The following is a 23,449-nucleotide window of genomic DNA, read 5'->3' as shown; positions in this document are numbered from 1 at the left end:
AAATAAAAAAAGAAATACGATAAAGCCTAAGACTATTAAAATATATAAAATAAAACACCGCCAATATTTACAGTTCGATTAAGGTCTACGATAAATTATTGAAACTTACTGATAGTTATGAGAAAATGTAAAAGATTGAATGCAGTTTTGGCTGTGTTGATGAATATATAAGTTAAACAAAATTGAAATAAAACTAGTGGTTGACTAGTTAGAGAAAGGATTTTGTATCAAATGATTACAGCTTTAATTATTGCCGGTGGGGTCGGTAAACGAATGGGGCAGGAGATTCCTAAACAATTTATTATGGTAGAGGAAAAACCGATAATTATCTACACATTGGAATCTTTTCAAAAGCATCCACTCATTGATCGAATCTTAGTTGTGTGTAAAAAAGGTTGGGAACAAACACTAGATGCCTATGCAAAAGAGTACCATATTGACAAATTACAATGGATTATTCCAGGAGGAAATTCTGGTCAAGAATCAATTAACAATGGGGTTAATTTCTTAAAAGAACATTCAAACCCAGAAGATACTATTGTTATCCATGACGGAATTCGCCCATTAGTTGATGAATTAGTTTTATCTGATGTAATTGTTAAGTGTCAAGAATACGGAAATGCAGTGACTTCGTTGCCATATAATGAACAAATTTTTGTAAAAGAAACTGAGGAAACAACTCGACAATATATTAATCGTGAAACATTACGTCGCGTGTCAACACCACAAGCCTATAAATTTGAAAAATTAACTTGGGCTTACGAAAAAGCATTCCGTGAGAATATTGGTATTTCTGAATCGTCATACACAAATACTATGATGGTGGATTTAGGCGAAACATTGTATTTTGCTGCGGGTTCGGATAAAAATATTAAATTGACTACATCGGATGACTTAGAACTATTTAAAGCTTATTTAAAGATGAAGGATTAGGAGATATAGGCATGGAGTTAATAGATAATCCAATTTATCAATCTGAATTGAAAAAAGTGATGAATCACGCAGTTAATCTGGTTAATTTAGATAAAAAATCAATTTTGATGATTGGTGCTTCTGGAATGATAGGATCTTTTTTGATAGACACGTTGATGGCTGCAAATGAACAATTAGGAATACAAATCAAGATATATGCAATGGGAAGGAACCGTTTAAAACTTGAAAAGCGGTTTGAAAAGTATCTTGAGTTAGACACTTTTGAAATTATTGAAGGTGATGTCACGAATTCTATACCAAAAGAGGTTCAAGCTGATTATTTGATACATGGTGCGAGCAATACGCACCCCAGAGCTTACGTAACCGATCCAATTGGTACAATTATGACTAATCTTGTTGGTACAGAGCAAGTATTGAAGCATGCTGTAGCAACCCGTCCTGTTAGAGTGTTATTCTTATCAACGGTAGAAATTTATGGGGAAAATCGTGGTGATGTAGAAAAGTTCACAGAGGATTACTGTGGATATATCGATTGCAACACTTTGAGAGCAGGTTATCCTGAAGGGAAAAGAGTTAGTGAGTCATTATGTCAAGCTTATATTGAAAAATATGATCTTGATATTGTGATTCCAAGACTTTGTCGTACATTTGGCCCCACAATGCTTTTATCTGATACGAAAGCCTCTTCACAATTTATTTTGAATGCTGTTGAACAAAAAGATATTATTTTAAAAAGTGAAGGAAATCAGTATTTTTCATATATCTATGTGGGGGATGCTGTTTCTGCTATTCTTCATTTGTTACTTGAAGGTAAAAAGGGAGAGGCATACAACGTTTCTTCAGAAAATTTTGATTTGCGATTAAAAGAACTAGCGCAACAATTAGCTGAAATCAGTGATAAAAAAGTAATTTTTGATTTGCCAGATGGCATAGAACAAAAAGGTTTTTCAACAGCTAGTACAGCAATACTTGATAATAAGAAAATTAAAGAAAATGGGTGGTACCCAATATTTGAATTAAGAGAGTCTTTGAAAAATACAGTAGAATTAGTTAAAGGTGAGAAGTGAAATGTGTGAGATTAGTATTATTGTTCCCGTTTATAAAGTAGAACCATATTTAAGAAAATGTGTGGATTCAATCTTAGCACAAACATTTACTAATTTTGAAGTTATATTGGTCGATGATGGTTCTCCTGACAATAGTGGTAAAATATGTGATGAATACGCAATAAAAGATAGTCGTGTTCGTGTTATTCACAAAGAAAATGGTGGCTTAAGTAGCGCTAGAAATGCTGGAATTGATATTGCCCGAGGAAAATATTTGGGGTTTGTTGACAGTGATGATTATATTGCTGAAGATATGTATGAGGTGTTATATGAGAATTTGAAATTTTATGATGCCGATATTAGTTCTGTGGAAATAATTCCTTTTCGTGATGATAAGTACGAGAATACTAGCAAAGAAAAAAAAGAAATTCTATTAAATAAAAAAGAAGCGATAAAGTCGGTTTTAGAAGGAACAGATTTTTATGCATATGCTTGGAATAAACTTTATCGTAAAGAACTTTTTTATAACAACCGATATTTAGAGGGTGAAACTTTTGAAGATGCCTATATAATTATAGATATATTACTTGAAACTGATAAAATCATTGTATCAAATGAAGAAAAATACTTTTATTTACAAAGAAATGATAGTATAATGGGCCAAAAATTTTCTAAGAAAACTTTGGATGTCATAAAGGCTTGGCAGTATAATCAGAAAAAAATATTGAATCATTTTCCTGATTTAAAAGATTCGTATAATCGTAGATTATGTTGGGCGTATTTTTATGTTTTAGATAAGCTAATTTTATCAAGTAACTATAAGCAAATTCCCGAGACAAAAGAAATTATTGAATTTTTAAAAAAAAATAGAAATTTTATATTATCTTATAAAGGATTCACTAAATCAAGAAAAATTGCAATTGTTGCTTTAAGTTTTGGAAGTGTATGGTATAAAAAACTAGTAGAGTATCGATTGAAAAAACTTGATTAGTTGAGTTTGTAAAAATTAAAGCGGAGGGGTTATATGAAACAATCACGTCTTTACTATTCAATAATGAACTCATCTATTTCTACTTTAGTATTTTTTCTAAAATTAATTATGCAATTTGTGGTACGGACATTCTTTATAAGATATTTAGGGGTAACTTATTTAGGACTGAATGGTCTTTTTACGAATGTACTTAGCATTTTATCTTTAGCTGAACTTGGAATAGGTACCTCTATTGTATATTCTATGTATAAGCCTATAGCAGTAGGTGATAAAGAAGAGATAAATGCGTTAATGGATTTATATAAGAAAGCTTATCACTTTATAGGGGTTGGAGTTGCGGTTATAGGAGTCAGCATTATCCCGCTTTTCCCTTATATTTCTGGTGACTATTCAATTAGTAATCAATTTATTTTGTATTATTTATTGTACTTATCAAATTCTGTTTTAAGTTATTTTTTTACGTATAAGCGATCACTGTTGATAGCACATCAACGAACGTATATTGTAAATTTGAATGACTTTGTTTTTTTACTGTTAAGTAATGTTTTTCAAATATATTTACTTATACATTATAAAAGTTTTTCACTATATCTAATTGTCCAACTAGTTTTTACACTATTGGGAAATGTAAGTATTTCTTTAAAAGTAGATAAAGATTACAATGAATTGAAAAGATACTCAAAAAAACAACTATCTAAAGAAAAAATGAATAGTATTAAAAAAAATGTAATTGGAAATATGAGTTCTAAAATTGGCGGAGTTATTGTTATGGGAACTGACAGTATCCTAATTTCTAGTTTTGTTGGTCTATCAGCAGTCGGTTTTTACTCGAACTATACAATGATAGTTAATAATGTACAAAATCTATGTAAACAAGTAACTAACTCAATAACTGCTAGTATCGGTAATTATATTGTTAGCGCAAGCACAAAAGATGCATTGGATTTGTTTAAAAAACACTTATTTGTAAATTATTCAATGTTATATTTTTCTACTTTAATTCTTGCTTCAGTGCTTAATCCATTTATAATTTGGTGGATTGGTGATAAATATGTTTTGCCTTCTTTTACAGTTTTTTTAATTATTATTAATTTAGTGGTTCAAATGTTTAGAAATACAAGCTTTGTCTTTATAGATTCATATGGTCTATATTGGATTCAAAGATGGAAATCTATTATTGAAGCCACAATTAATTTGACTTGCTCATTGATCTTATTAATATTTTTTAATATGGGCATAAACGGTGTGCTTTTAGGTACATTAATATCTTCACTAGGCTATGTGTTATGGGTAGAAGTATTTTACATTTTTAAGTATGGGCTTAAGGTAAGTATGTCTGTATATATAAAGTTATTTTCAAAATATTGCTTTTTGTTAGGTCTAGCAACTCTAATCACTGTTTACACACAATCTTTAATTGATTATAGTGGTTTAGTTAGTATAATATACAAAGCAATTATATCAATTTTTATTGGTGGAGTTCTGTATTTAGTTTTTTACTCACGCTCAAGTGAGTTTAAATATCTACTGAATATTGCAAAAAAAGTCTTAGGGAGGAAATCTTGATGAATATCTGCATAGTCAGTCCTTCTCTTGGTTATGGTGGATCTAATATCATTGCTGCAACACTTGGGAAAGAACTGAACAAGAATCACAATCTAGTATATTATTCATACAAGTATACAGACAATTATTCTAATCTTCCTGAAGAAAAAATATATTTTTTTAAAGGAAGACATAGCAAATTGTTAGATAAGTTAAAAAAAGGTACAGAGTATATCTTTAGTGGAGGAAAGTTTACGCCATATAAATACTATAAAGGAGAAATAAAACAGCTTTCCGAATTAATAGAAACATTTAATATAGATTGTATTATTCTAAATTCTTTTACTGCGGTATCTATTTTTGCAATTCCTTTGAAAAAAAAATATCCCAAAGTTAAACAAATAGCATGGATGCATGAATCTGCAGAACAGACTTTTGGCTCTTTAGTTAAAAACTATTTAAAGTCATATGAAGAATCTTTAGCAAGTGTTGATAGAATAGTTTGTTTAACACAAACAGATTTAAAAGCCTACAGTAAATTCAATCATAATTCAGTAATAATTCATAATCCTGTTACTTTTAATACTAGTGTGAAGTCTAAATTAACGGAAAGAGTAATTTCTTTTACTTCTAGATTAGATGTGGAAATTAAAGGGCTTGACTATCTTATTGAAGTAGCAAAAACTATACCTAGTACTTGGAAAATACGAGTGGCGGCAAATGGTAGTAAGAATCAAGTAAAAAAATTCTTAAGTCTTATAAAAGAAAATGGCGTAGAAAATGTAATTGAATATGTTGGAGCTTTGAATGGGGAGGCATTAATAGATCATTATGTTAATAGTTCAATTTTTATATCTACTTCAAGAATTGAATCATTTCAGCTTGTCTTAATCGAAGCAATGGAGTGCGGGTTACCAGTAATAAGTTTTAAACATAGTGGAGCTAAAGAAATTTTAGATAATGGTAGATATGGTGTTTTAATTGAAAACTACAAAATTAATAAAATGTCTAGTGAAATAAATAAACTATGTAATAGTTATGAAGAGCGTTTAAAATGGCAGAATATCTCTTTAAAAAGAGTTAACGATTTTAATATGGACGAAATAAAAGTACATTGGATACAACTTTTAGACAATTTAGGAGTGAAATAATGGATAATTTAAAAAAAATTTTTTATTTGGAAAAATCATATTTACTTATTTTGATTTTTTCATTGATTATTAGATCTATGAATATATACAGCTTGTTGCCATCAACATTAGACAGCATCCTGTTTTCCTTTTTAGCTTTTTTAGGTTTTTTTGTAGTTCTTTATGAATTATATAATTTTTTAATAGAAAAAAATAAAGATTGGACTGATTGGTTAATTTTGATATTTTTGCTTGCGTTCCTGATATCTATAATATTAAATAGGAACTACGGAATGAGTAGTAATTTAAAATTGCTAGTATGGAATAGTATTTATGTGATTGGAATATACCAATTTGTCAAAAGACAAAAGAATAGTTTTCTAATAATAGATTATATAAATTATATTGTCATGGTAGGGATGTTTCTATTATCAATTATATCTCTAGTTATGTATCTTTTTCAATACAGTTACGTTTATGTCTATGGACCAGGACCTAGAGACCACATAAGAATAGGTTTTCTAGAATCTAGATTATTTGGAGTTTTTGGAGATCCTAATTATGGTGCAACTACTGCTTTAGTTACTATTATATTATGTTTATATTATTTGTTTAAGTATTTAAATACAAAAAAAATATTTATCAAAATTTTTTTAGTAGTCAATATTGTAGTCCAATTCTTTACTTTGTTATTAACAGGATCGAGAAGCGCTTTACTTTTAAGCTATTTAGCAGTAGGGTTTCTTGCTTTTTCAATAATTTTTTACAAACAAGGGGTTAAAAAGACACCTGTATTAAAAAAAATTTTATATTCTTGTATGTTTACTTTATTAGTCTTGTTCGGTTATTTAATAGTTCAGAATGGAACAAAAGATGTGTTAGTTACTGTACCTAATAAGATTTACTCAGCAGTGTATAAAAAAGAAGAGGTCAACGGAGAAATTACGGGAAAGAGAAAAGAACCTATAAGTTTAGATCGTAAAGATGTTGTGGATAATTCGGATATATCAAACATGCGTTTCTCTATTTGGAAAAGTTCGGTTGAAATATTCAAAACTTCTCCTATCTATGGAACTTCTCCAAGAAATCTATTATCGTATGCTCATGATAAATTGCCAAATACTTTTATTTCCCAAAAGTCAATAGTAGTGCATAATACTTTTTTGAATATCTTAACAAGCGTTGGTCTACTTGGGTTTATTCCTTTTATGATATTTTTGATATTTAATGGGATAAAAATTATATTTTGTTATTACTTTTATCAAAGGGAGTTAAATTTACAATTTTTAACTTTACTTACTATTCAAATCATTTTAGTTTTTTCAGGTCTGTTTAATAATGAAATTATTTTAGTAAATACAGTAGGCTCTTTCTTGTTTTGGAGTTATTTAGGTGCATTAAATGGATATCTAAAGGAAATTTCAATAAAAAGAAGTCAAAAATAAATTTGCCAAAAGTTGTACAATAATGTGTGTTATGTTTAGATTTTAAATATACAATCTATATTAATTCTTATACTTATAGTAAACTTATACTGCTAAATAGAGTTTAAAAGGGTAAGTGGTATAAAAAAGCTTTAATATATCCGTTCATTATGAAAGCAGACCAAAATGAATTTAATTGGAGTGGGAAACTTGAGGAACTTTTTAATCACAGGCGGTGCCGGCTTTATCGGCTCAACCTTAGCAAATTATTATAGTAAAGACAATCAAGTTGTGGTCATTGATGATTTATCAATGGGCCAAACTGAAAATTTAAACACATCTGAAAATATCACGTTCATTGAAGGTAGCGTGATTGATCAACAATTAATGGAAAAAGTACTACAAGAGTATCAGTTCGATTACATTTTTCACTTAGCAGCGATTGCTAGTGTAGCAGATTCAGTAGCACGTCCAGTAGAAACACACCAAGTGAATTTTGAGAGTGTGTTACAATTACTGGAATTAATTCGGAAGTACCAGAAAGATTTAAAACGTTTGGTGTTTGCTTCTTCTGCAGCGGTTTATGGTGATGAGCCAACTTTACCAAAACAGGAAGAATCAGTAATTCGTCCATTAACGCCTTATGCAGTGGATAAATTTGCTTCTGAAAAATATGTGTTAAACTATTGTCATTTATATGATGTTCCGACAAGCGCTGTTCGCTTCTTTAACGTTTATGGGCCAAACCAAAACCCTAATTCGCCTTATTCTGGCGTTATTTCGATTGTGATGGACTCTTACAAACGCTTATTAGCCAATCAAGAAGTGACATTCAATATCTTTGGTGATGGAAAACAATCTCGTGATTTTGTCTTTGTTGAGGACGTGGTTCAAGCATTGAATCTTGTCGCTCATTCTGACCAATCACTTGGGGAAGTGTATAATGTCGGAACAGGGAAAGCAACCGATTTAAATGAGTTAATTTCTTCTTTAAATGATATTATGAAAGTCACTTTGCCAGTTGAATACAAAGAAGCGCGAGCCGGGGACATCAAAGATTCCTTAGCGGATATATCTAAATTACGTGCCATTGGTTATGAACCGAAATATAGTATTCAATCCGGTTTGGATAAATATGTTAAGTATGAACTAAAAGCGGAAGGTAAGCAGAGATGAAAGTTAAATTGAATAAAAAGAAGATATTTATATGCTCAATTATTATTACATTTTTGGTGATGCTTACTTTAAATAATTTAACACCATTACTTGCAGATGACTATGAATACCTTTATAAAACGAAAAGTTGGATGACGATACTTATAGATGAATACAATCAATACATGACATGGACAGGACGTTCAGTGGTCCATGTAATTGCAAGAATATTTTTATTGTTACCAAAAGGGATTTTTAATGTTTTTAATGCTTTGGCATACACAATAGTAACATATTTAGTTTATAGACTTACTTTACAAAAGCAAGATGAAAAGTATAATTCATTTAGATTTATTATTATTCAAGTGCTATTTTGGTTGTTTACCCCAGCCTTTGGAGAAGTGTTTTTGTGGGAGACAGGCTCAGCTAATTATCTTTGGGGAAGTTTAATTATTCTTTCGTTCCTTTATGTGTATCATAGAGAAATCATTGAAGAACACGTCTTTACGAAAACAAAATTAATGATTTTTTTGATGTTTGCTTTAGGAATTTTGGCTGGTTGGTGTAATGAAAATACCTCTGGAGGAGCTTTGCTTATCGTTTTAGGGTATCTTGGCTGGCAGTTTTATACAAAACGAAAGCTTTCTTTATGGATGTTCACGGGTGTTGCTGGTAACGCTATAGGTTTGGCGTTAATGGCTTTAGCACCAGGAAATAAGATTCGCGCTACTTATTTTGCTAGAAGTACTTGGTCTTTACCAAGAAAGGCCATGACAGGAATCATTACAATATTTGAACAAATGAAAGAAAATTTATCATTATTTTTAGTTATACTGATTTTGTTGCTTGTTTTATATGCTTATATTAGTCAAGATAAAAAAAGAGTATACCTAAGTGTTGTATATTTTATTTCTGGAATGGCTACTATGCTAGTTTTAGCCATCTCTCCAGCAGCATTAGATTACGGACGTTCATATTATGGAGCCGTATTATTCTTGATTATCGCTTTTTCTATGTCACTGCCAAATTATAAAGTAAATATCAGGTTTTCTCCAATTTACAGTGTTTTGTATGTGATTTTGGTATGTACATTCTTCATGAACGTAATGGTTGGTGTAAGTGATGTATTCTTGTCAAAATTAGATTTGACAAAACAATATAGTTATTTAGTTGAGCAAGAGAAAAAAGGAAATATCAATCCTGTGTTTCCAGATATATCATATAGTAATACAACAAAATATTCAGCTTATTCTAATCATTTATCGCATGTAAAAACTAATTCAGATGCACAAGTTAATCGTTCTGTTGCAAAATATTACGGCTTGGAGTCTGTGCGAAGTGTTTCAGAAAAAGATTGGGACAATATATATAGAAATGGTAACCCAGAGTTGATGAATATTTTTAATCTTAATGATTATTTACAAAAATTAATTGATACGCAATATACTATTTTATTAAGTGGTTATGGTAATCAAGTCTATCTTTCACAAGCGGAAGAGTCGCTTTTAAAAGACTTAGGGGTAGACGTAAAATTCGAAGGTAACAATGCGTGGACTTTAAGTGCAGTGATTTCAAAAGACAATAAAACAGTTGAAACAAATGCAGAATTATCGAGACTATCTGGTAAATTTGAAGCTTTAAATTATGATGTATTCTCAAGTTATACTAATTATGAAAATCAAACATTCGCTTCTGTAAAAATAAATGATACAGAAATGTCTAGAAATAAAAAAGGTTTGAACTTTGTGATTATTGATAATAATACTAACAAAGTTATTGATTCGGTAAATTTTGATATTACAGAAAAAAATGCTCCAGGAATGCGTTAGTTGTTATATATTAAAAAGAAGCCACTCATTTGTGAGAGGCTTCTTTTTTCTACATTATTTGAACCCACCTCACTCCAATGGTACAATAAACAAGATTGGAGTGAGAGCATGACAGATATTATTGCACATCGAGGAAGCAAAGGCACCCACCCTGAAAATACGTGTATTGCTTTCAGAGAGGCTGTTCGTGTTGGTGCTGAAGGAATTGAATTAGATGTTCACCTTTCTAAAGATGGTTATTTAATCGTTATGCACGATGAAACGGTGGATCGTACGACAGATGGTCATGGTGAAATCCAACAGTTAACATTAAACGAATTAAAACAACTAGATGCTGGAAGCTGGTTTCAGAAAAATCCTTCTGTTCAATGTGTTCCAACATTGGAAGATGTTTTAAATTGTCTTGTAGAAGAACAATTCAATGGTTTTTTGAATATTGAACTTAAAACGGATATTATCCATTATGAAGGAATTGAGAAAAAAGTCGTCCAACAAATGAAGCAAAAAAACTGGCCGTTTCGTTATTTATATTCCAGTTTTTATTTTCCGAGTTTAGTTAAATTAAAAAAAGCTGATCCTAAGACAGAAATTGCCTTTATTTATGAATCTGCAGAGGATTTAAGTCAAGCGGGACCGGCATTCGCGCTTGTCGATAGTTTACATCCAAAAATGTCTTGGGTGTTGGCTCATGAAAAAGAACTTATCGCAATTGGCAAACCGCTGCGGCCGTGGACTGTTAATCGGATGGAAGAAATGGAAAATTGTTTTCAGCTAAAATTGGCAGGCGTTCATACAGATTTTCCTGAGGAAGCAAAATTTGCTCGTCAAAATTGGCAAGAAGAAGGAGAAACATAATTGGAGAAAGTATTAGTTATTGTAGGACCCACTGCGGTGGGGAAAACAGCATTAAGTATTGCTTTAGCAAAAAAATTTAATGGTGAAATTATTAGCGGTGACTCCATGCAAGTTTATCGCTCGTTAGACATTGGCACCGCTAAAGTCACAGAAACAGAAAAAGAAGGAATTCCTCACTATTTAATTGATTGCCGTGAAGTCAGCGAAACATATTCTGCCGCTGATTTTCAGAAAGAGGGTCGTCAAAAAATCAAAGAAATTACTGAAAAAGGGAAACTACCAATTATCGTTGGAGGAACAGGTTTGTATATTCAATCACTCCTTTATGATTTTCAACTAGGAAGTCGTGAGATAGATGACTCGCCTGAAATTAGAGAAACGTATAATTTATTTGCGGAAGAAAAAGGGAATCAAGCCTTATGGCAGTTATTACAACAAAAGGATCCTCTAGCGGCTGACAGCATTCATTTTAATAATCGCAAAAAAGTCATTCGTGCGTTAGAGGTCTTTGATAAAACCGGTTATAGTATTTTGACCCCGAAGGAAAAACCAGCTCGTCTCTATGATTATTATTTGTTAGGTTTGGAAACAGATCGCGCTTTATTGTATGAGCGTATTAATCAGCGGGTGGATCAAATGATGACAGAAGGACTGTTGGAAGAAGCAAAACAGATGTTTCAGCAACCACATGCACAAGCAGCTCAAGGTATTGGCTATAAAGAATTTTTTCCGTATTTTTCCGGTGAACAATCATTAGAGATGGCGGTTGAAACAGTCAAACAGCAATCGCGGCGATATGCCAAACGTCAATTGACTTGGTTTAGAAATCGAATGGCTGCGCATTGGTGGGATTTGGTTCAACAGCCAACAGATTTGCCCAAGTTGGAAAAAGAAGTAGCGGAATGGCTACAACAGAAGGAGAGTGAGTAGGCGATGACCACTCATGAAAAAGTGATTCTAGTAGGAGTTGAAACGGAAAAAAATTATCAGACATTTTCTGCATCAATGGAGGAACTGGCGAATTTAACGGAAACCGCTAATGGAGAAGTGGTGTTTGTTTTAACACAAAAACGACCACAAGTTGATCGACAAACCGTAATCGGTAAGGGGAAATTGGAAGAATTAATTCAATTAACAGATGCCTATGAAGCGGATCTTGTGATTTTTAATCATGAGCTCACACCGCGTCAAAATCAACTGTTATCTGAAGCGTTAGCTGTGCGAGTAATTGATCGTGTACAATTAATTTTGGATATCTTTGCTTTGCGTGCGCGCTCCAAAGAAGGAAAGTTACAAGTTGAATTAGCACAATTGGATTATTTATTGCCTCGCTTGGCTGGTCAAGGAAAACAGTTGTCACGACTTGGAGGAGGTATTGGGACACGCGGGCCTGGTGAAACGAAATTAGAGTCGGACCGCCGACACATTCGGAATAAAATCTTAGGCATCCGTCGTGAGTTAAAAGAAGTCACTGCTCATCGTGAACGAAGCCGCCAGAAAAGACAAAATTCAGAACTATTTCAAATTGGCTTGATTGGTTATACCAATGCTGGCAAATCAACCATTCTCAACATGTTGACAACAGCAGGAACTTATTCAGAGGATCAATTGTTTGCAACGTTAGATCCTTTAACTAAAAAATGGCAATTGCCTCAAGGCATGGAAGTTACGCTGACCGATACGGTCGGCTTCATTCAAGATTTACCAACACAACTGATTGAAGCCTTTCAGTCGACATTGGAAGAAAGTCGGACGATGGATTTACTGCTCCATGTGGTGGATGCAAGTGCGCCAGATCGGTTACAACATGAACGCACAGTTCAAACATTGATTAAAGAATTAGCGTTGGAAAATATTCCATGCTTGACGGTTTATAATAAAAGAGATCAAGTGGACAGCAAAGAATTTGTCCCAACCTTATTTCCCAATGTATTGATCTCAACTAAAATTTCTGAAGATAAAGAACGACTGGTTCAAGCTATCCGTGCCCAAATGATGGAATTACTCGAGCCTTATCAATTAGAAATTAGCCCAACTGACGGACAGCTATTAAGTGAACTTCGCCGGATGACACTAATGATTTCAGAAGAATATGCTGAAAATGAAAATCGGTATATCGTGAAAGGCTTTGCGAAAAAAGAGTCTAAATGGTTGGCTGAATCCGAAAAAGAATAAAAAATGGTAAGTTGATTAGAAATGATTTGTAAAAACAAATCATTTCTATTTTTTTGGTTAGCAGGAGAAAATCAGCCATGAAAAGATGGGAAAGTCCATATTTATCAGGTTTATTGTTTTATGTTAGAAAATCTAACATAAGTTCTTGACAATTTGTCATTCTATTGTTATTCTAAGAAATAACTAAGAGAGGAGGATGGAGATGAGAGAAAAAGAGTTACGCCGTTCCATGTCAGTTTTTCCAATTGGTACAGTTATGAAACTAACGGATTTGACCGCTCGACAAATTCGCTACTATGAAGAACAGGGATTGATTCATCCAGAACGTAGTGAGGGCAACCGACGCATGTATTCTTTAAATGATATTGATGTTTTGTTAGAAATTAAAGATTATTTATCTGATGGATTGAACATGGCAGGGATTAAGCGTGTGTATGAAATGAAATTAGAAGAACAAAAAAACACCGCCGAGGCAACTCGTCCGTTAACCGATGCAGATGTTCGTCAGATTTTATACGACGAAATCCTTTCGCAAGGAGGACTTACTCAGCAAAATCCGTTCCAATCGAATGTACCAAGGCTTTAACGTTTCAGCAGCCAATAAAAATGAAGGATGGGGATCAGACCGATGACAAGAAAAGCCAAAACGGCAGAAGAGATTAAACATATTGCAGAAGAAGAAAACGTACGTTTTTTACGACTAATGTTTACCGACATTATGGGAACAATTAAAAATGTTGAAGTTCCTGTGAGTCAGCTAGATAAAGTATTAGATAATAAAATGATGTTTGATGGGTCATCCATCGAAGGATTCGTTCGTATCGAAGAAAGTGACATGTATTTATACCCTGATCTATCTACATGGATGATTTTTCCGTGGGAAAGCGACCATGGAAAAGTTGCGCGCTTAATTTGCGATATTTACAATCCTGATGGTACCCCTTTTGCCGGAGATCCCCGCGGTAATTTAAAACGCGCCTTAGCAGATATGAAAGAATTAGGCTTTACTTCGTTTAACTTAGGACCAGAACCAGAATTTTTCCTATTTAAATTAGATGAGAATGGTGAAATTACCACTGACTTGAATGATAAAGGTGGCTATTTTGATTTTGCGCCAACCGATTTAGGTGAAAATTGTCGCCGTGATATTGTTTTAGAGTTAGAAAGTTTAGGCTTTGAAGTGGAAGCTTCGCATCATGAAGTAGCACCTGGTCAACATGAAATTGACTTTAAATATGCTGATGTAGTTGATGCTTGTGACAATATTCAAACATTCAAATTAGTTGTGAAAACTATTGCGCGCAAACATGGCTTGCATGCAACATTTATGCCAAAACCTTTGTTTGGAATTAATGGTTCTGGTATGCACTGCAATATGTCATTATTTAATGAAGAAGGTAATGTTTTTTATGACGAGTCAGGAGAGATGGGCTTAAGCCAAACTGCTTATCATTTCTTAGGTGGTTTATTAAAACATGCCCGTGCCTATACTGCGGTATGTAACCCAACAGTGAACTCTTATAAACGCTTGGTACCAGGTTATGAAGCACCTGTTTATGTAGCTTGGAGCGGCAGAAATCGTTCACCACTCATTCGAGTTCCTGAATCTCGTGGTTTATCGACTCGTTTAGAATTACGTTCTGTCGATCCTTCAGCGAATCCGTATTTAACAATGGCTGTCTTATTACAAGCAGGTTTGGATGGTATTCGTAATGAACTTACGCCACCGCCAGCAGTTGATCGTAACATTTATGTGATGAATGAGGAAGAACGTCAACATGCACAAATTGAAGATTTGCCATCAACCTTACACAATGCCATCAAAGAATTACGTAAAGATCAAGTAATGATTGATGCATTAGGTCGTCATATTTTTGCCAATTTTGTAGAAGCGAAACGAATGGAATGGGCAGCCTTCCGTCAAACCGTTTCTGAATGGGAAAGAGAACAATATTTGGAGTTGTACTAAAAGCTGTTACTTTTAATAATCTTAATGTTTAGAAAGAGGGAGATAAGTCGAAACGCTTATCTCCCTCTTTCATTTTTTAGTTTGTGAACGAATAGATAATTTCTATTTCACAAAATAAAGTAATTTTAATTCAGTGAAATAGTTTGTTTATAGGGGGGAAGGGGGTTTTTCTCAATTTCTCTTTTATTTTTAAGCAAAAAAATTGACAAAATCTTTCATAATTTGTGAAATTCCGCTATAATAAACAAGAATATGCGTGCAACTATTCTATTTTTTAGATATAAAGGATGAGAAAAACATGCGGAAAATGAAAACAATGGATGGGAATGCAGCAGCAGCTTATATTTCCTATGCTTTTACAGAATTAGCAGCCATTTATCCAATAACACCAAGTTCAACGATGGCTGAACTTGTTGATCAGTGGTCGGCCGAAGGTAAGAAAAATATCTTTGGTCAACCTGTGAAAGTAGTCGAAATGCAATCGGAAGCTGGTGCTGCCGGCGTGGTCCATGGCTCTTTAAAAACAAGCGCGCTTACCACGACCTATACGGCTTCACAAGGGTTACTTTTAATGATTCCTAATATGTACAAAATAGCTGGAGAACTATTACCATCTGTTTTTCATGTGGCGAGCCGAGCTTTAACCACAAATGCTTTAAATATTTTTGGTGATCAAGGAGACGTAATGGCCGCGCGCCAAACAGGCTTTGCTATGTTGTCAGAAAGCAGTGTGCAAGAAGTGATGGATTTGGCACCAGTGGCTCACTTAGCTTCGATTGAAGCGAGTGTTCCATTTATGAACTTTTTTGATGGCTTTAGAACAAGTCATGAAATTCAAAAAGTGGCAGTTCTTGACTATGAAGAATTAGCACCCTTAGTAAACCAAGAGAAATTAGCCGAATTTCGTCGTCGGAGCATGAACCCGAATCACCCTTCCGTTAGTGGAATGAACCAAAATCCAGATATTCACTTTCAACAACGAGAAACAATAAATCCTTATTATGAAAAATTACCTGGTATTGTTCAAAAATATATGACAGAAATTAATCGGTTACGGGGAACCAATTATGATTTAGTGACGTATTATGGCGCAGGAGATGCAGAAGAAGTGATCGTCACGATGGGTTCAGTTGCACAAACAATTGAACAGACGGTTGATTATTTACAAGAACAAGGAAGAAAAGTTGGCTTCCTTAATGTCCATCTTTATCGACCATTTCCAGTTGAAACATTTCTTGAAAAAATACCACAATCAGTTAAAGCAATTGCTGTCTTGGATCGGACGAAAGAGCCCGGTGCTGGTGGCGAACCGTTATTATTGGATGTCCAAAGTGCGATGTATGAAGCGGACATTCGCCCAACAATTATTGGTGGGCGCTATGGTTTAGGTTCTAAAGATGTGCTGCCAAATCAAATTGTTGCGGTTTTTGATGAATTAATGAAAGAACGTTCTGCCATGAAGAAGCGTTTTACAATTGGGATTGATGATGATTTAACTTATACTTCATTAGAAGTTGGCAAACCACTTGATTTGACGAATCCGAAAACCTATCAAGCTAAATTTTGGGGCTTTGGTTCTGATGGGACAGTAGGGGCGAACAAGTCAGCAATTAAGATTATCGGTGATCATACAGACAAGTATGCTCAAGGCTTTTTCTATTATGATTCAAAAAAATCAGGCGGGTTGACCGTTTCTCATTTACGTTTTGGCGAGACGCCTATTCGTTCAACGTACCTCATTGAACATTCTGATTTTGTGGCTTGTCATACAGCCGCTTATTTGCATACCTATGATTTAGTAAAAGGGTTAAAAAAAGGTGGTACTTTCCTCTTAAATACCATTTGGAATGATGAACAACTCGCACGATTTTTACCCAATCAATTAAAACGGTATCTAGCTGAAAATGAGATTCAGTTTTATACAATCAATGCAGTGAAATTAGCTAGTGAAGTCGGACTAGGCGGGCGAATTAATACCGCGATGGAAACAGCTTTCTTCAAATTAGCGCAAATTATGCCTTTTGAGCAAGTGTTGCCAATTTTAAAAGAAGAAGCACTGAAAAGTTATGGTCATAAGTCCATGAAAGTTGTCGAAAAAAATATTCAAGCAATCGATAAGACCGTTGAATTGTTGCATCAGGTACCTGTTCCAGCAGAGTGGAGAACGCTTGAAGTTCAACCTCGAAAACGTTCAGAAAATGTTAGTGATTTTGTTCATGAAATTGTTGAACCGATTAATCGTCAAGAAGGCAATGCGTTATCTGTTGCGACACTAGCGAAAAATGGGATGACAGATGGGCGGATGCCTTTGGGAACTGCGGCAGTTGAAAAACGTGGAGTTGCATTAGAAGTACCTGAGTGGATTAGCGATCGATGTACTATGTGTAATGAGTGTGCCTTTGTATGTCCTCATGCGGCGATACGACCATTCTTAGCCGATGAAGAAGAAATGACTGAAGCGCCAGAAGGATTCATTGTGCGTGATCTACGTGGTGCCGACGGCTTGAAATATCGTATCCAAGTCTCAGTCAAAGATTGTACTGGCTGTGGTCTTTGTGTTGAAGCCTGTCCAGCTAAAAGGAAAGCTTTAGTAATGAAACCTTATGAAGAAGAAAAAGAGCAGGCTATGAACTGGGCGTTTGCTATGACGTTACGTCAAAAGGAAAACCCAGCAAAACCGAATACTGTTTTAGGTTCGCAATTTAATAAACCTTTATTAGAGTTTTCTGGTGCTTGTTCTGGTTGCGGCGAAACGCCTTATGTTAAATTATTGACGCAAATGTTTGGTGACCGAATGCTGATTGCTAATGCAACAGGTTGCTCATCGATTTGGGGTGCTGCAGCGGGTGTGACACCTTACACTACTAATGAACAAGGACAAGGTCCAGCTTGGTCAAATTCTCTTTTAGAGGATAATGCCGAGTTTGGTTACGGCATGTTGTTAGCAACGCAAGCGCGTCGCGAACGTTTAGCTAGTAAAATGACCAAAGCTTTTTCTGTAGCCAGTGATTCTTTACGTTTATTGATGGAAGATTGGATAGCACATCTGTCCGAAAGTGAAGGTACGCAACAACGTGCAGCTAAATTACGTGCAGCTTTGCTTGAAGAAAAAACGAATCAACCTTTATTGGAAGCAATTTATGACGATCAAGATCTTTTTGTTAAACCAAGTCAGTGGATGATTGGTGGAGACGGCTGGGCTTACGATATTGGCTACGGCGGTATTGACCACGTGTTAGCTAGTGGCGCGGATGTAAATATGTTAGTTCTAGATAATGAAGTCTATTCCAATACAGGTGGCCAAACTTCCAAAGCAACTCCGGCATCAGCGATTGCGAAATTTGCTGCCAGTGGGAAGTATGCCTCTAAAAAAGATTTAGGGATGATGGCAATGACTTATGAAAATGTCTATGTCGCTCAAATTGCCTCAGGTGCAAACCAAATGCAGACGATTAAAGCTTTTGAAGAAGCAGAAAAATTCCCTGGACCATCGATTATTATTGCTTATACACCATGTATTACACATGGTTTAGCAGGTGGGATGAGTCAAACGTTGAAAGAAGCGAAAGACGCGGTTCATTCAGGTTACTGGTCTTTATATCGCTATAATCCATTATTGCGAGAAAAAGGCAAAGAACCAATGACATTGGATTTCAAAAAACCAGATTTTTCATTAATGAAAGAGTTTATGCGCCAACAAGTTCGCTTTGCGTCCTTAGAATCCAGTCAACCAGATACAGCGGAATTGTTATTTAATAAAACAATTAATGATGCTAAGAGACGGTTCTATAATTATGCTCGTTTAGCTGGTCAAGAAGAAAAAATTCGAGCAAAACTAGAAAAACAAAGTGAACCAGAAATAAATACGCCAGAGAACGAGAAGCCACGAGTGAAAAAAGAACGCGTAGTTGATCCGGAAGCGGAAGCAAGAAGGGCTGCCCGTCGCGCTGAACGAGCAGCCAAGAGAAAACAACGTGGGCAAGATTAAATAGAAATCAAAAAAACGTGTCTGAGCTTTTGCTTAGACACGTTTTTTAGTTAGAAATGCGATTTTTTGATGAAAAATTTCAAGTTATTTGAAAAAGTTCCTAAATTTTTTTGATGTTTCCGCTTGCGTTCTGTGATGAAAGAAAATAATGTGGTATACTTGTTAGGAAATCTTGAGAGAGAAGTGAGGGGTATGATGTCGTTTCAATTGAATCAATTATTAGATTTGAATTATTGGCAGCAAGTCATCTCAACGGATTTCTTATCTAAGGATTTTGTTATCAATATCATAGATATCCTAGTCGTATGGTACCTCGTTTACAAATTAATCATGCTTGTTCGTGGAACAAAAGCAGTCCAACTATTAAAAGGTGTCGCTGTTTTTATCATTATCCGCATTCTAAGTGAGATAATTGGTCTACATACATTATCTTGGTTAATGAATCAAGTCATCATGTATGGTGTAATCGCCGCGGTTGTTATTTTTCAACCAGAAGTGCGAAGAGGGCTGGAACATCTAGGGAGAAGTTCGTTTTTCCGCCCGAATAAAGGTGCGCAACAAGAAGATGAGCGTATTATTCAGGCCTTTGACAAAGCCATTCAGTACATGTCAAAACGGAAAATTGGTGCTTTGATAACCATTGAACGCAATACTGGTTTAGATGAATACATTGAGACAGGTATTGATTTGGATGCCGATATTACTGGTGAATTACTGATTAATATTTTCATTCCAAATACACCACTACATGATGGTGCAGTGATTATCAAAAATGAAAAAATTGCTGTTGCTAGTGCGTATTTACCGCTATCAGAGAGCAATTTAATTCCAAAAGAATTTGGAACGCGCCATAGAGCCGCAGTCGGTATCAGTGAAGTCAGTGACGCCATTACGATTGTTGTTTCTGAAGAAACTGGTGACGTTAGTTTGACGTTGAACAATGAATTAATTCCTGGCCTAACGCAAGAAGAGTATTTAACAATTTTGCGTAAGGAGTTAATTTCGGAATCATCGGAAGATAAAAAAAGTGCTTTGCAGCATTTTATCGATGATGTTACAAAGGGGGTTAAACGCAAATGAGAAAAGCCTCCCAAAAAAGCTGGTTTAATGGTTTGCTTTCATTGCTGTTTGCATTGTTGTTATTTTTTAATGCCAATGCAACAGGCAATAATCCCTCCAATTCAGGTTCAAGCCAAACGTATAGTGAAACATTGAATAATATTCCTGTCCAAGTCCAATACGATAAAGACAAATATTATGTCTCTGGATTTGAAGAGAGTGTGAATGTTCATTTGCGTAGTGCGAACCGCATTCAATTAAACATGGAATCAAATGCTGACACACGAAATTTCCAAGTGGTCGCAGACTTAACCAAATTGCCATTAGGGACTTCGGAAGTGCCTTTGACAGTTCGGGGACTAAGTTCAGCTGTTACAGCTGAAATTGAACCGAAAACAGTGACTGTAACGATTGAAAAGAGAGTAACAAAAAAATTCGATGTAGAAGCACAACTTTCTGATAACATTGAAAAAGAAGGCTACAAAGTAAAAAATATTTCTGTAGATCCAAAAACTGTAGAAGTAACAACTGGAGAAGAAACAGCGAAAGCAATTGACAAAGTGATTGCGCCAGTCTCAAGTGCCAAACAAACAATTGATACGATTAAACAAACGGTAAATGTCCAAGCGCTAGATGCCAAAGGTCAAGTCCTAAGTATCGAAAATCCAGCACCACAAGTCAAAGTAACGGTAGGCTTAACTGCGCCAACAAAAGATGTACCACTGAATGTTAGTATGACAGGTACGCCACCTGCTGGGATCGCTCATTACAATTATAGTTTATCAACGTACCAAGTTAGGGTCAGTGGCCCGCAATCAATTTTAGATACGCTAGAATCAATTGAGGTACCGGTAGATATTTCTGATATTCGTAAAGAAACAAAACAATCAGTGACTATTCCCGTTAATGGAGAATACGTAGTTACACCAGATGAGGTTGACGTTTCTTTGAGCCCCGTGTACAATCAACAACAGTCATCAAATACAAATGAAACTTCAGGGGAACCTGCAAGTTCAACAACGGCTGGCTCAGGTAGCCAAGCAGTACAACCAAGTACATCCAGTCAAGTAGAATCAAATACTTCTGAAACAACAAGTGAGGGATCAACAGTAGAAAGTACAACTGCTGGTTCAACTGAAAATACAGAGAATCAAGTGACTAAGGAGAATCAAAATGGGTAAATATTTTGGAACAGATGGTGTAAGAGGAATTGCAAATAAGGAGTTAACACCTGAATTAGCTTTTAAATTAGGGCGTTACGGTGGTTATGTGTTGAGTCAACATGAAGATAGTTCAAGAAAACCTCGTGTTCTCGTGGGCCGCGATACACGTATTTCAGGTGAGATGTTGGAACAAGCATTGATTGCTGGGTTATTATCAGTCGGGATTGAAGTTTTCCAATTAGGGGTGATTTCAACACCTGGTGTAGCATATCTAACTCGTTTACAAAAAGCATCCGCTGGCGTAATGATTTCAGCTTCACATAATCCTGCGGAAGACAATGGGATTAAGTTTTTTGGGGCAGATGGCTTCAAATTAGTAGACGATCAAGAAGCAGAAATTGAAGCATTGTTAGATGCAGAAGAAGACACCTTACCAAGACCTTCTGCAGAAGGCTTAGGCTCATTAGATGAATTTCCAGAAGGCTTACTAAAATATTCGCAATTTTTAGTTCAAAGTATTCCTGGCGATTTAGCAGATATGACTGTTTGTTTAGATGCGGCCAACGGAGCAACTGCAACAGCAGTCAATCGTGTCTTCGCGGATTTAGAGACAGATTTCTATACAATGGGAACAAGTCCTAATGGATTGAATATCAATGATGGTGTGGGTTCCACTCATCCTGAAGCTTTGGCAGAAATGGTTGTTGAAAAAGGCGCAGATGCTGGTTTGGCTTTCGATGGCGACGGTGATAGAATTATTGCAGTCGATGAATTAGGACGAATTATCGATGGTGATAAAATCATGTATATTTGTGCCAAATATTTAGCTGAGAAAAAACGTTTGAAAAAAGATACAATCGTTACAACAGTGATGAGTAATCTAGGTTTCCATAAAGCTGTAGAAGAAATTGGCTTAAAAGATGTGGTAACGCAAGTGGGTGACCGCTATGTTGTAGAAGAAATGCGTAAAAATGATTACAATTTTGGTGGCGAACAATCTGGTCACATGATCTTTTTAGATTACAACACAACAGGTGATGGCATGCTTTCAGGGATACAATTGTTGAATGTTATGAAGCAAACGGGCAAAAAATTATCTGAATTAGCGGATGAAGTGACGATTTATCCACAAAAATTAGTCAATATTCGTGTCACAGATAAAAATGGTGCAATGGAAGTTCCGGCAATCAAAGCAGTTGTCGAACAAGCAGAAGCAGAAATGAATGGCGAAGGTCGTATTTTAGTTCGTCCTTCTGGAACAGAACCATTGTTACGTGTGATGGCCGAAGCGCCAACACAAGAAAAAGTTGATTATTACGTTGATAAAATTGCTGAAGTAGTACGTGCAGAAATCGGCGTTGAATAAGAACCAATTAGAAACCAGACACTTAATGCTAGCTTGCGTTAAGTGTCTGGTTTCTTTGTTGGAAATCAAAAAAAGAAAATAGCTAATAAGCTCCGTCTATCATTGACATAGAGCGGTTAAAAGGGTACTATTTTAGAAGTAAGATGCACCGCGTATCTTCTTTTTTTATTCGATAAAATCAAGAAGGGAGCGGCTGTAAATCAATGGAGTTATAGAATGGAGGAGCGAAATGAAAGAAAAAATGTCCGTCAAGACAATTGTAGCAATTGGAATTGGCTCTGCAGTTTTTGTTATTTTAGGTCGATTCGTTGTGATTCCAACTGGGATTCCTAATACGAACTTAGAAACGTCGTATCCATTTCTTGCTTTAATGTCAGTTGTTTTTGGACCAGTAGCTGGAGGGCTAATTGGTTTGATCGGTCACACGTTAAAAGATTTTACGACGTATGGTAGCGCTTGGTGGAGCTGGATTATTTGTTCAGGAATTATTGGTATTATTTTTGGCTTCGCTGGTCGTAAAATGGATCTTCAACATGGTGAATTCACAACAAATGACATGGTGCGTTTCAATATTTTCCAAGCCTTTGGCAATATCGTCGTTTGGGGCTTAATCGCGCCTAGCTTGGATATTTTGATTTATAGTGAACCCGCAAGTAAAGTGTTTACACAAGGCGTATTCGCGACTGTTTCAAATATTGTCGCTGTGGGGATTATTGGAACATTGTTGATGAAAGCTTATGCATCAACAAGAACAAAGAAAGGCAGTTTATCAAAAGATTAAGAAACTGTCGAAATAATTTAAATGGTTAAGGGTCTGCCCT

18 protein-coding genes are annotated in these 23,449 nt (G+C 35.0%); all 18 read left to right on the top strand.

The window, feature by feature from the left end:
- Window positions 1-231: 231 nt before the first annotated feature.
- Window positions 232-933, top strand: a complete 702-nt coding sequence (locus tag IGJ37_RS08510) for an IspD/TarI family cytidylyltransferase (RefSeq protein ID WP_002384310.1) — start codon at window positions 232-234, stop codon at window positions 931-933.
- An 11-nt stretch (window positions 934-944) separates the two neighbouring features.
- A complete protein-coding gene (locus IGJ37_RS08505) occupies window positions 945-2,000 on the top strand; it encodes an NAD-dependent epimerase/dehydratase family protein (RefSeq protein WP_002362103.1) in 1,056 nt (351 codons plus the stop codon).
- A 1-nt stretch (window position 2,001) separates the two neighbouring features.
- Entirely contained in the window at window positions 2,002-2,970 is a 969-nt protein-coding gene (locus tag IGJ37_RS08500; RefSeq protein WP_086318079.1) for a glycosyltransferase family 2 protein, read from the top strand.
- Window positions 2,971-3,003: 33 nt separating this feature from the next.
- Window positions 3,004-4,536: a lipopolysaccharide biosynthesis protein gene (locus IGJ37_RS08495; protein ID WP_002362100.1), complete on the top strand. Its 1,533-nt coding sequence runs from the start codon at window positions 3,004-3,006 to the stop codon at window positions 4,534-4,536.
- Entirely contained in the window at window positions 4,536-5,666 is a 1,131-nt protein-coding gene (locus tag IGJ37_RS08490; RefSeq protein ID WP_002389251.1) for a glycosyltransferase, read from the top strand. Before IGJ37_RS08495 ends, IGJ37_RS08490 begins: the two co-directional genes overlap by 1 nt.
- On the top strand, window positions 5,666-7,090 hold the full coding sequence (locus tag IGJ37_RS08485) for an O-antigen ligase family protein (RefSeq protein ID WP_002362097.1): 1,425 nt from the start codon (window positions 5,666-5,668) through the stop codon (window positions 7,088-7,090). The genes IGJ37_RS08490 and IGJ37_RS08485 overlap by 1 nt, the downstream gene beginning before the upstream one ends.
- Window positions 7,091-7,270: 180 nt before the next feature.
- Complete coding sequence (locus IGJ37_RS08480) at window positions 7,271-8,245, top strand: GDP-mannose 4,6-dehydratase (protein WP_002395291.1); 975 nt, start codon at window positions 7,271-7,273, stop codon at window positions 8,243-8,245.
- Window positions 8,242-10,053 (top strand): DUF3329 domain-containing protein, encoded by a 1,812-nt coding sequence (locus IGJ37_RS08475; RefSeq protein WP_252671334.1) that lies wholly within the window; start codon window positions 8,242-8,244, stop codon window positions 10,051-10,053. Before IGJ37_RS08480 ends, IGJ37_RS08475 begins: the two co-directional genes overlap by 4 nt.
- A 108-nt stretch (window positions 10,054-10,161) precedes the next feature.
- Window positions 10,162-10,908, top strand: coding sequence for a glycerophosphodiester phosphodiesterase (locus IGJ37_RS08470; protein ID WP_002362094.1), 747 nt, complete (start codon window positions 10,162-10,164; stop codon window positions 10,906-10,908).
- Window positions 10,909-11,838 (top strand): tRNA (adenosine(37)-N6)-dimethylallyltransferase MiaA, encoded by a 930-nt coding sequence (miaA, locus tag IGJ37_RS08465; RefSeq protein WP_002362093.1) that lies wholly within the window; start codon window positions 10,909-10,911, stop codon window positions 11,836-11,838.
- A 3-nt stretch (window positions 11,839-11,841) separates the two neighbouring features.
- On the top strand, window positions 11,842-13,083 hold the full coding sequence (gene hflX / locus IGJ37_RS08460) for a GTPase HflX (protein ID WP_002356926.1): 1,242 nt from the start codon (window positions 11,842-11,844) through the stop codon (window positions 13,081-13,083).
- 202 nt (window positions 13,084-13,285) lie between these two features.
- Window positions 13,286-13,669, top strand: a complete 384-nt coding sequence (locus IGJ37_RS08455; protein ID WP_002388239.1) for a MerR family transcriptional regulator — start codon at window positions 13,286-13,288, stop codon at window positions 13,667-13,669.
- A 42-nt stretch (window positions 13,670-13,711) separates the two neighbouring features.
- A complete protein-coding gene (gene glnA / locus IGJ37_RS08450) occupies window positions 13,712-15,052 on the top strand; it encodes a type I glutamate--ammonia ligase (RefSeq protein ID WP_002356929.1) in 1,341 nt (446 codons plus the stop codon).
- A gap of 256 nt (window positions 15,053-15,308) precedes the next feature.
- Entirely contained in the window at window positions 15,309-19,040 is a 3,732-nt protein-coding gene (gene nifJ / locus IGJ37_RS08445; protein WP_325814869.1) for a pyruvate:ferredoxin (flavodoxin) oxidoreductase, read from the top strand.
- A 195-nt stretch (window positions 19,041-19,235) separates the two neighbouring features.
- On the top strand, window positions 19,236-20,120 hold the full coding sequence (gene cdaA / locus IGJ37_RS08440; protein ID WP_002389035.1) for a diadenylate cyclase CdaA: 885 nt from the start codon (window positions 19,236-19,238) through the stop codon (window positions 20,118-20,120).
- A complete protein-coding gene (locus IGJ37_RS08435; RefSeq protein WP_002362088.1) occupies window positions 20,117-21,280 on the top strand; it encodes a CdaR family protein in 1,164 nt (387 codons plus the stop codon). The genes cdaA and IGJ37_RS08435 overlap by 4 nt, the downstream gene beginning before the upstream one ends.
- Entirely contained in the window at window positions 21,273-22,628 is a 1,356-nt protein-coding gene (gene glmM / locus IGJ37_RS08430) for a phosphoglucosamine mutase (RefSeq protein ID WP_002356936.1), read from the top strand. The genes IGJ37_RS08435 and glmM overlap by 8 nt, the downstream gene beginning before the upstream one ends.
- A 229-nt stretch (window positions 22,629-22,857) precedes the next feature.
- Window positions 22,858-23,409 carry an ECF-type riboflavin transporter substrate-binding protein gene (locus IGJ37_RS08425; RefSeq protein ID WP_002356937.1) on the top strand — a complete coding sequence of 184 codons (552 nt, stop codon included), beginning with the start codon at window positions 22,858-22,860 and terminating at the stop codon, window positions 23,407-23,409.
- Window positions 23,410-23,449: the final 40 nt, after the last annotated feature.

The sequence above is a fragment of the Enterococcus sp. AZ104 genome (genome assembly GCF_050546705.1).
Taxonomy (GTDB): domain Bacteria; phylum Bacillota; class Bacilli; order Lactobacillales; family Enterococcaceae; genus Enterococcus; species Enterococcus faecalis.
The sequence above is the reverse complement of the archived record's forward strand: the minus strand, read 5'-3'. Positions and strand labels throughout refer to the sequence as shown.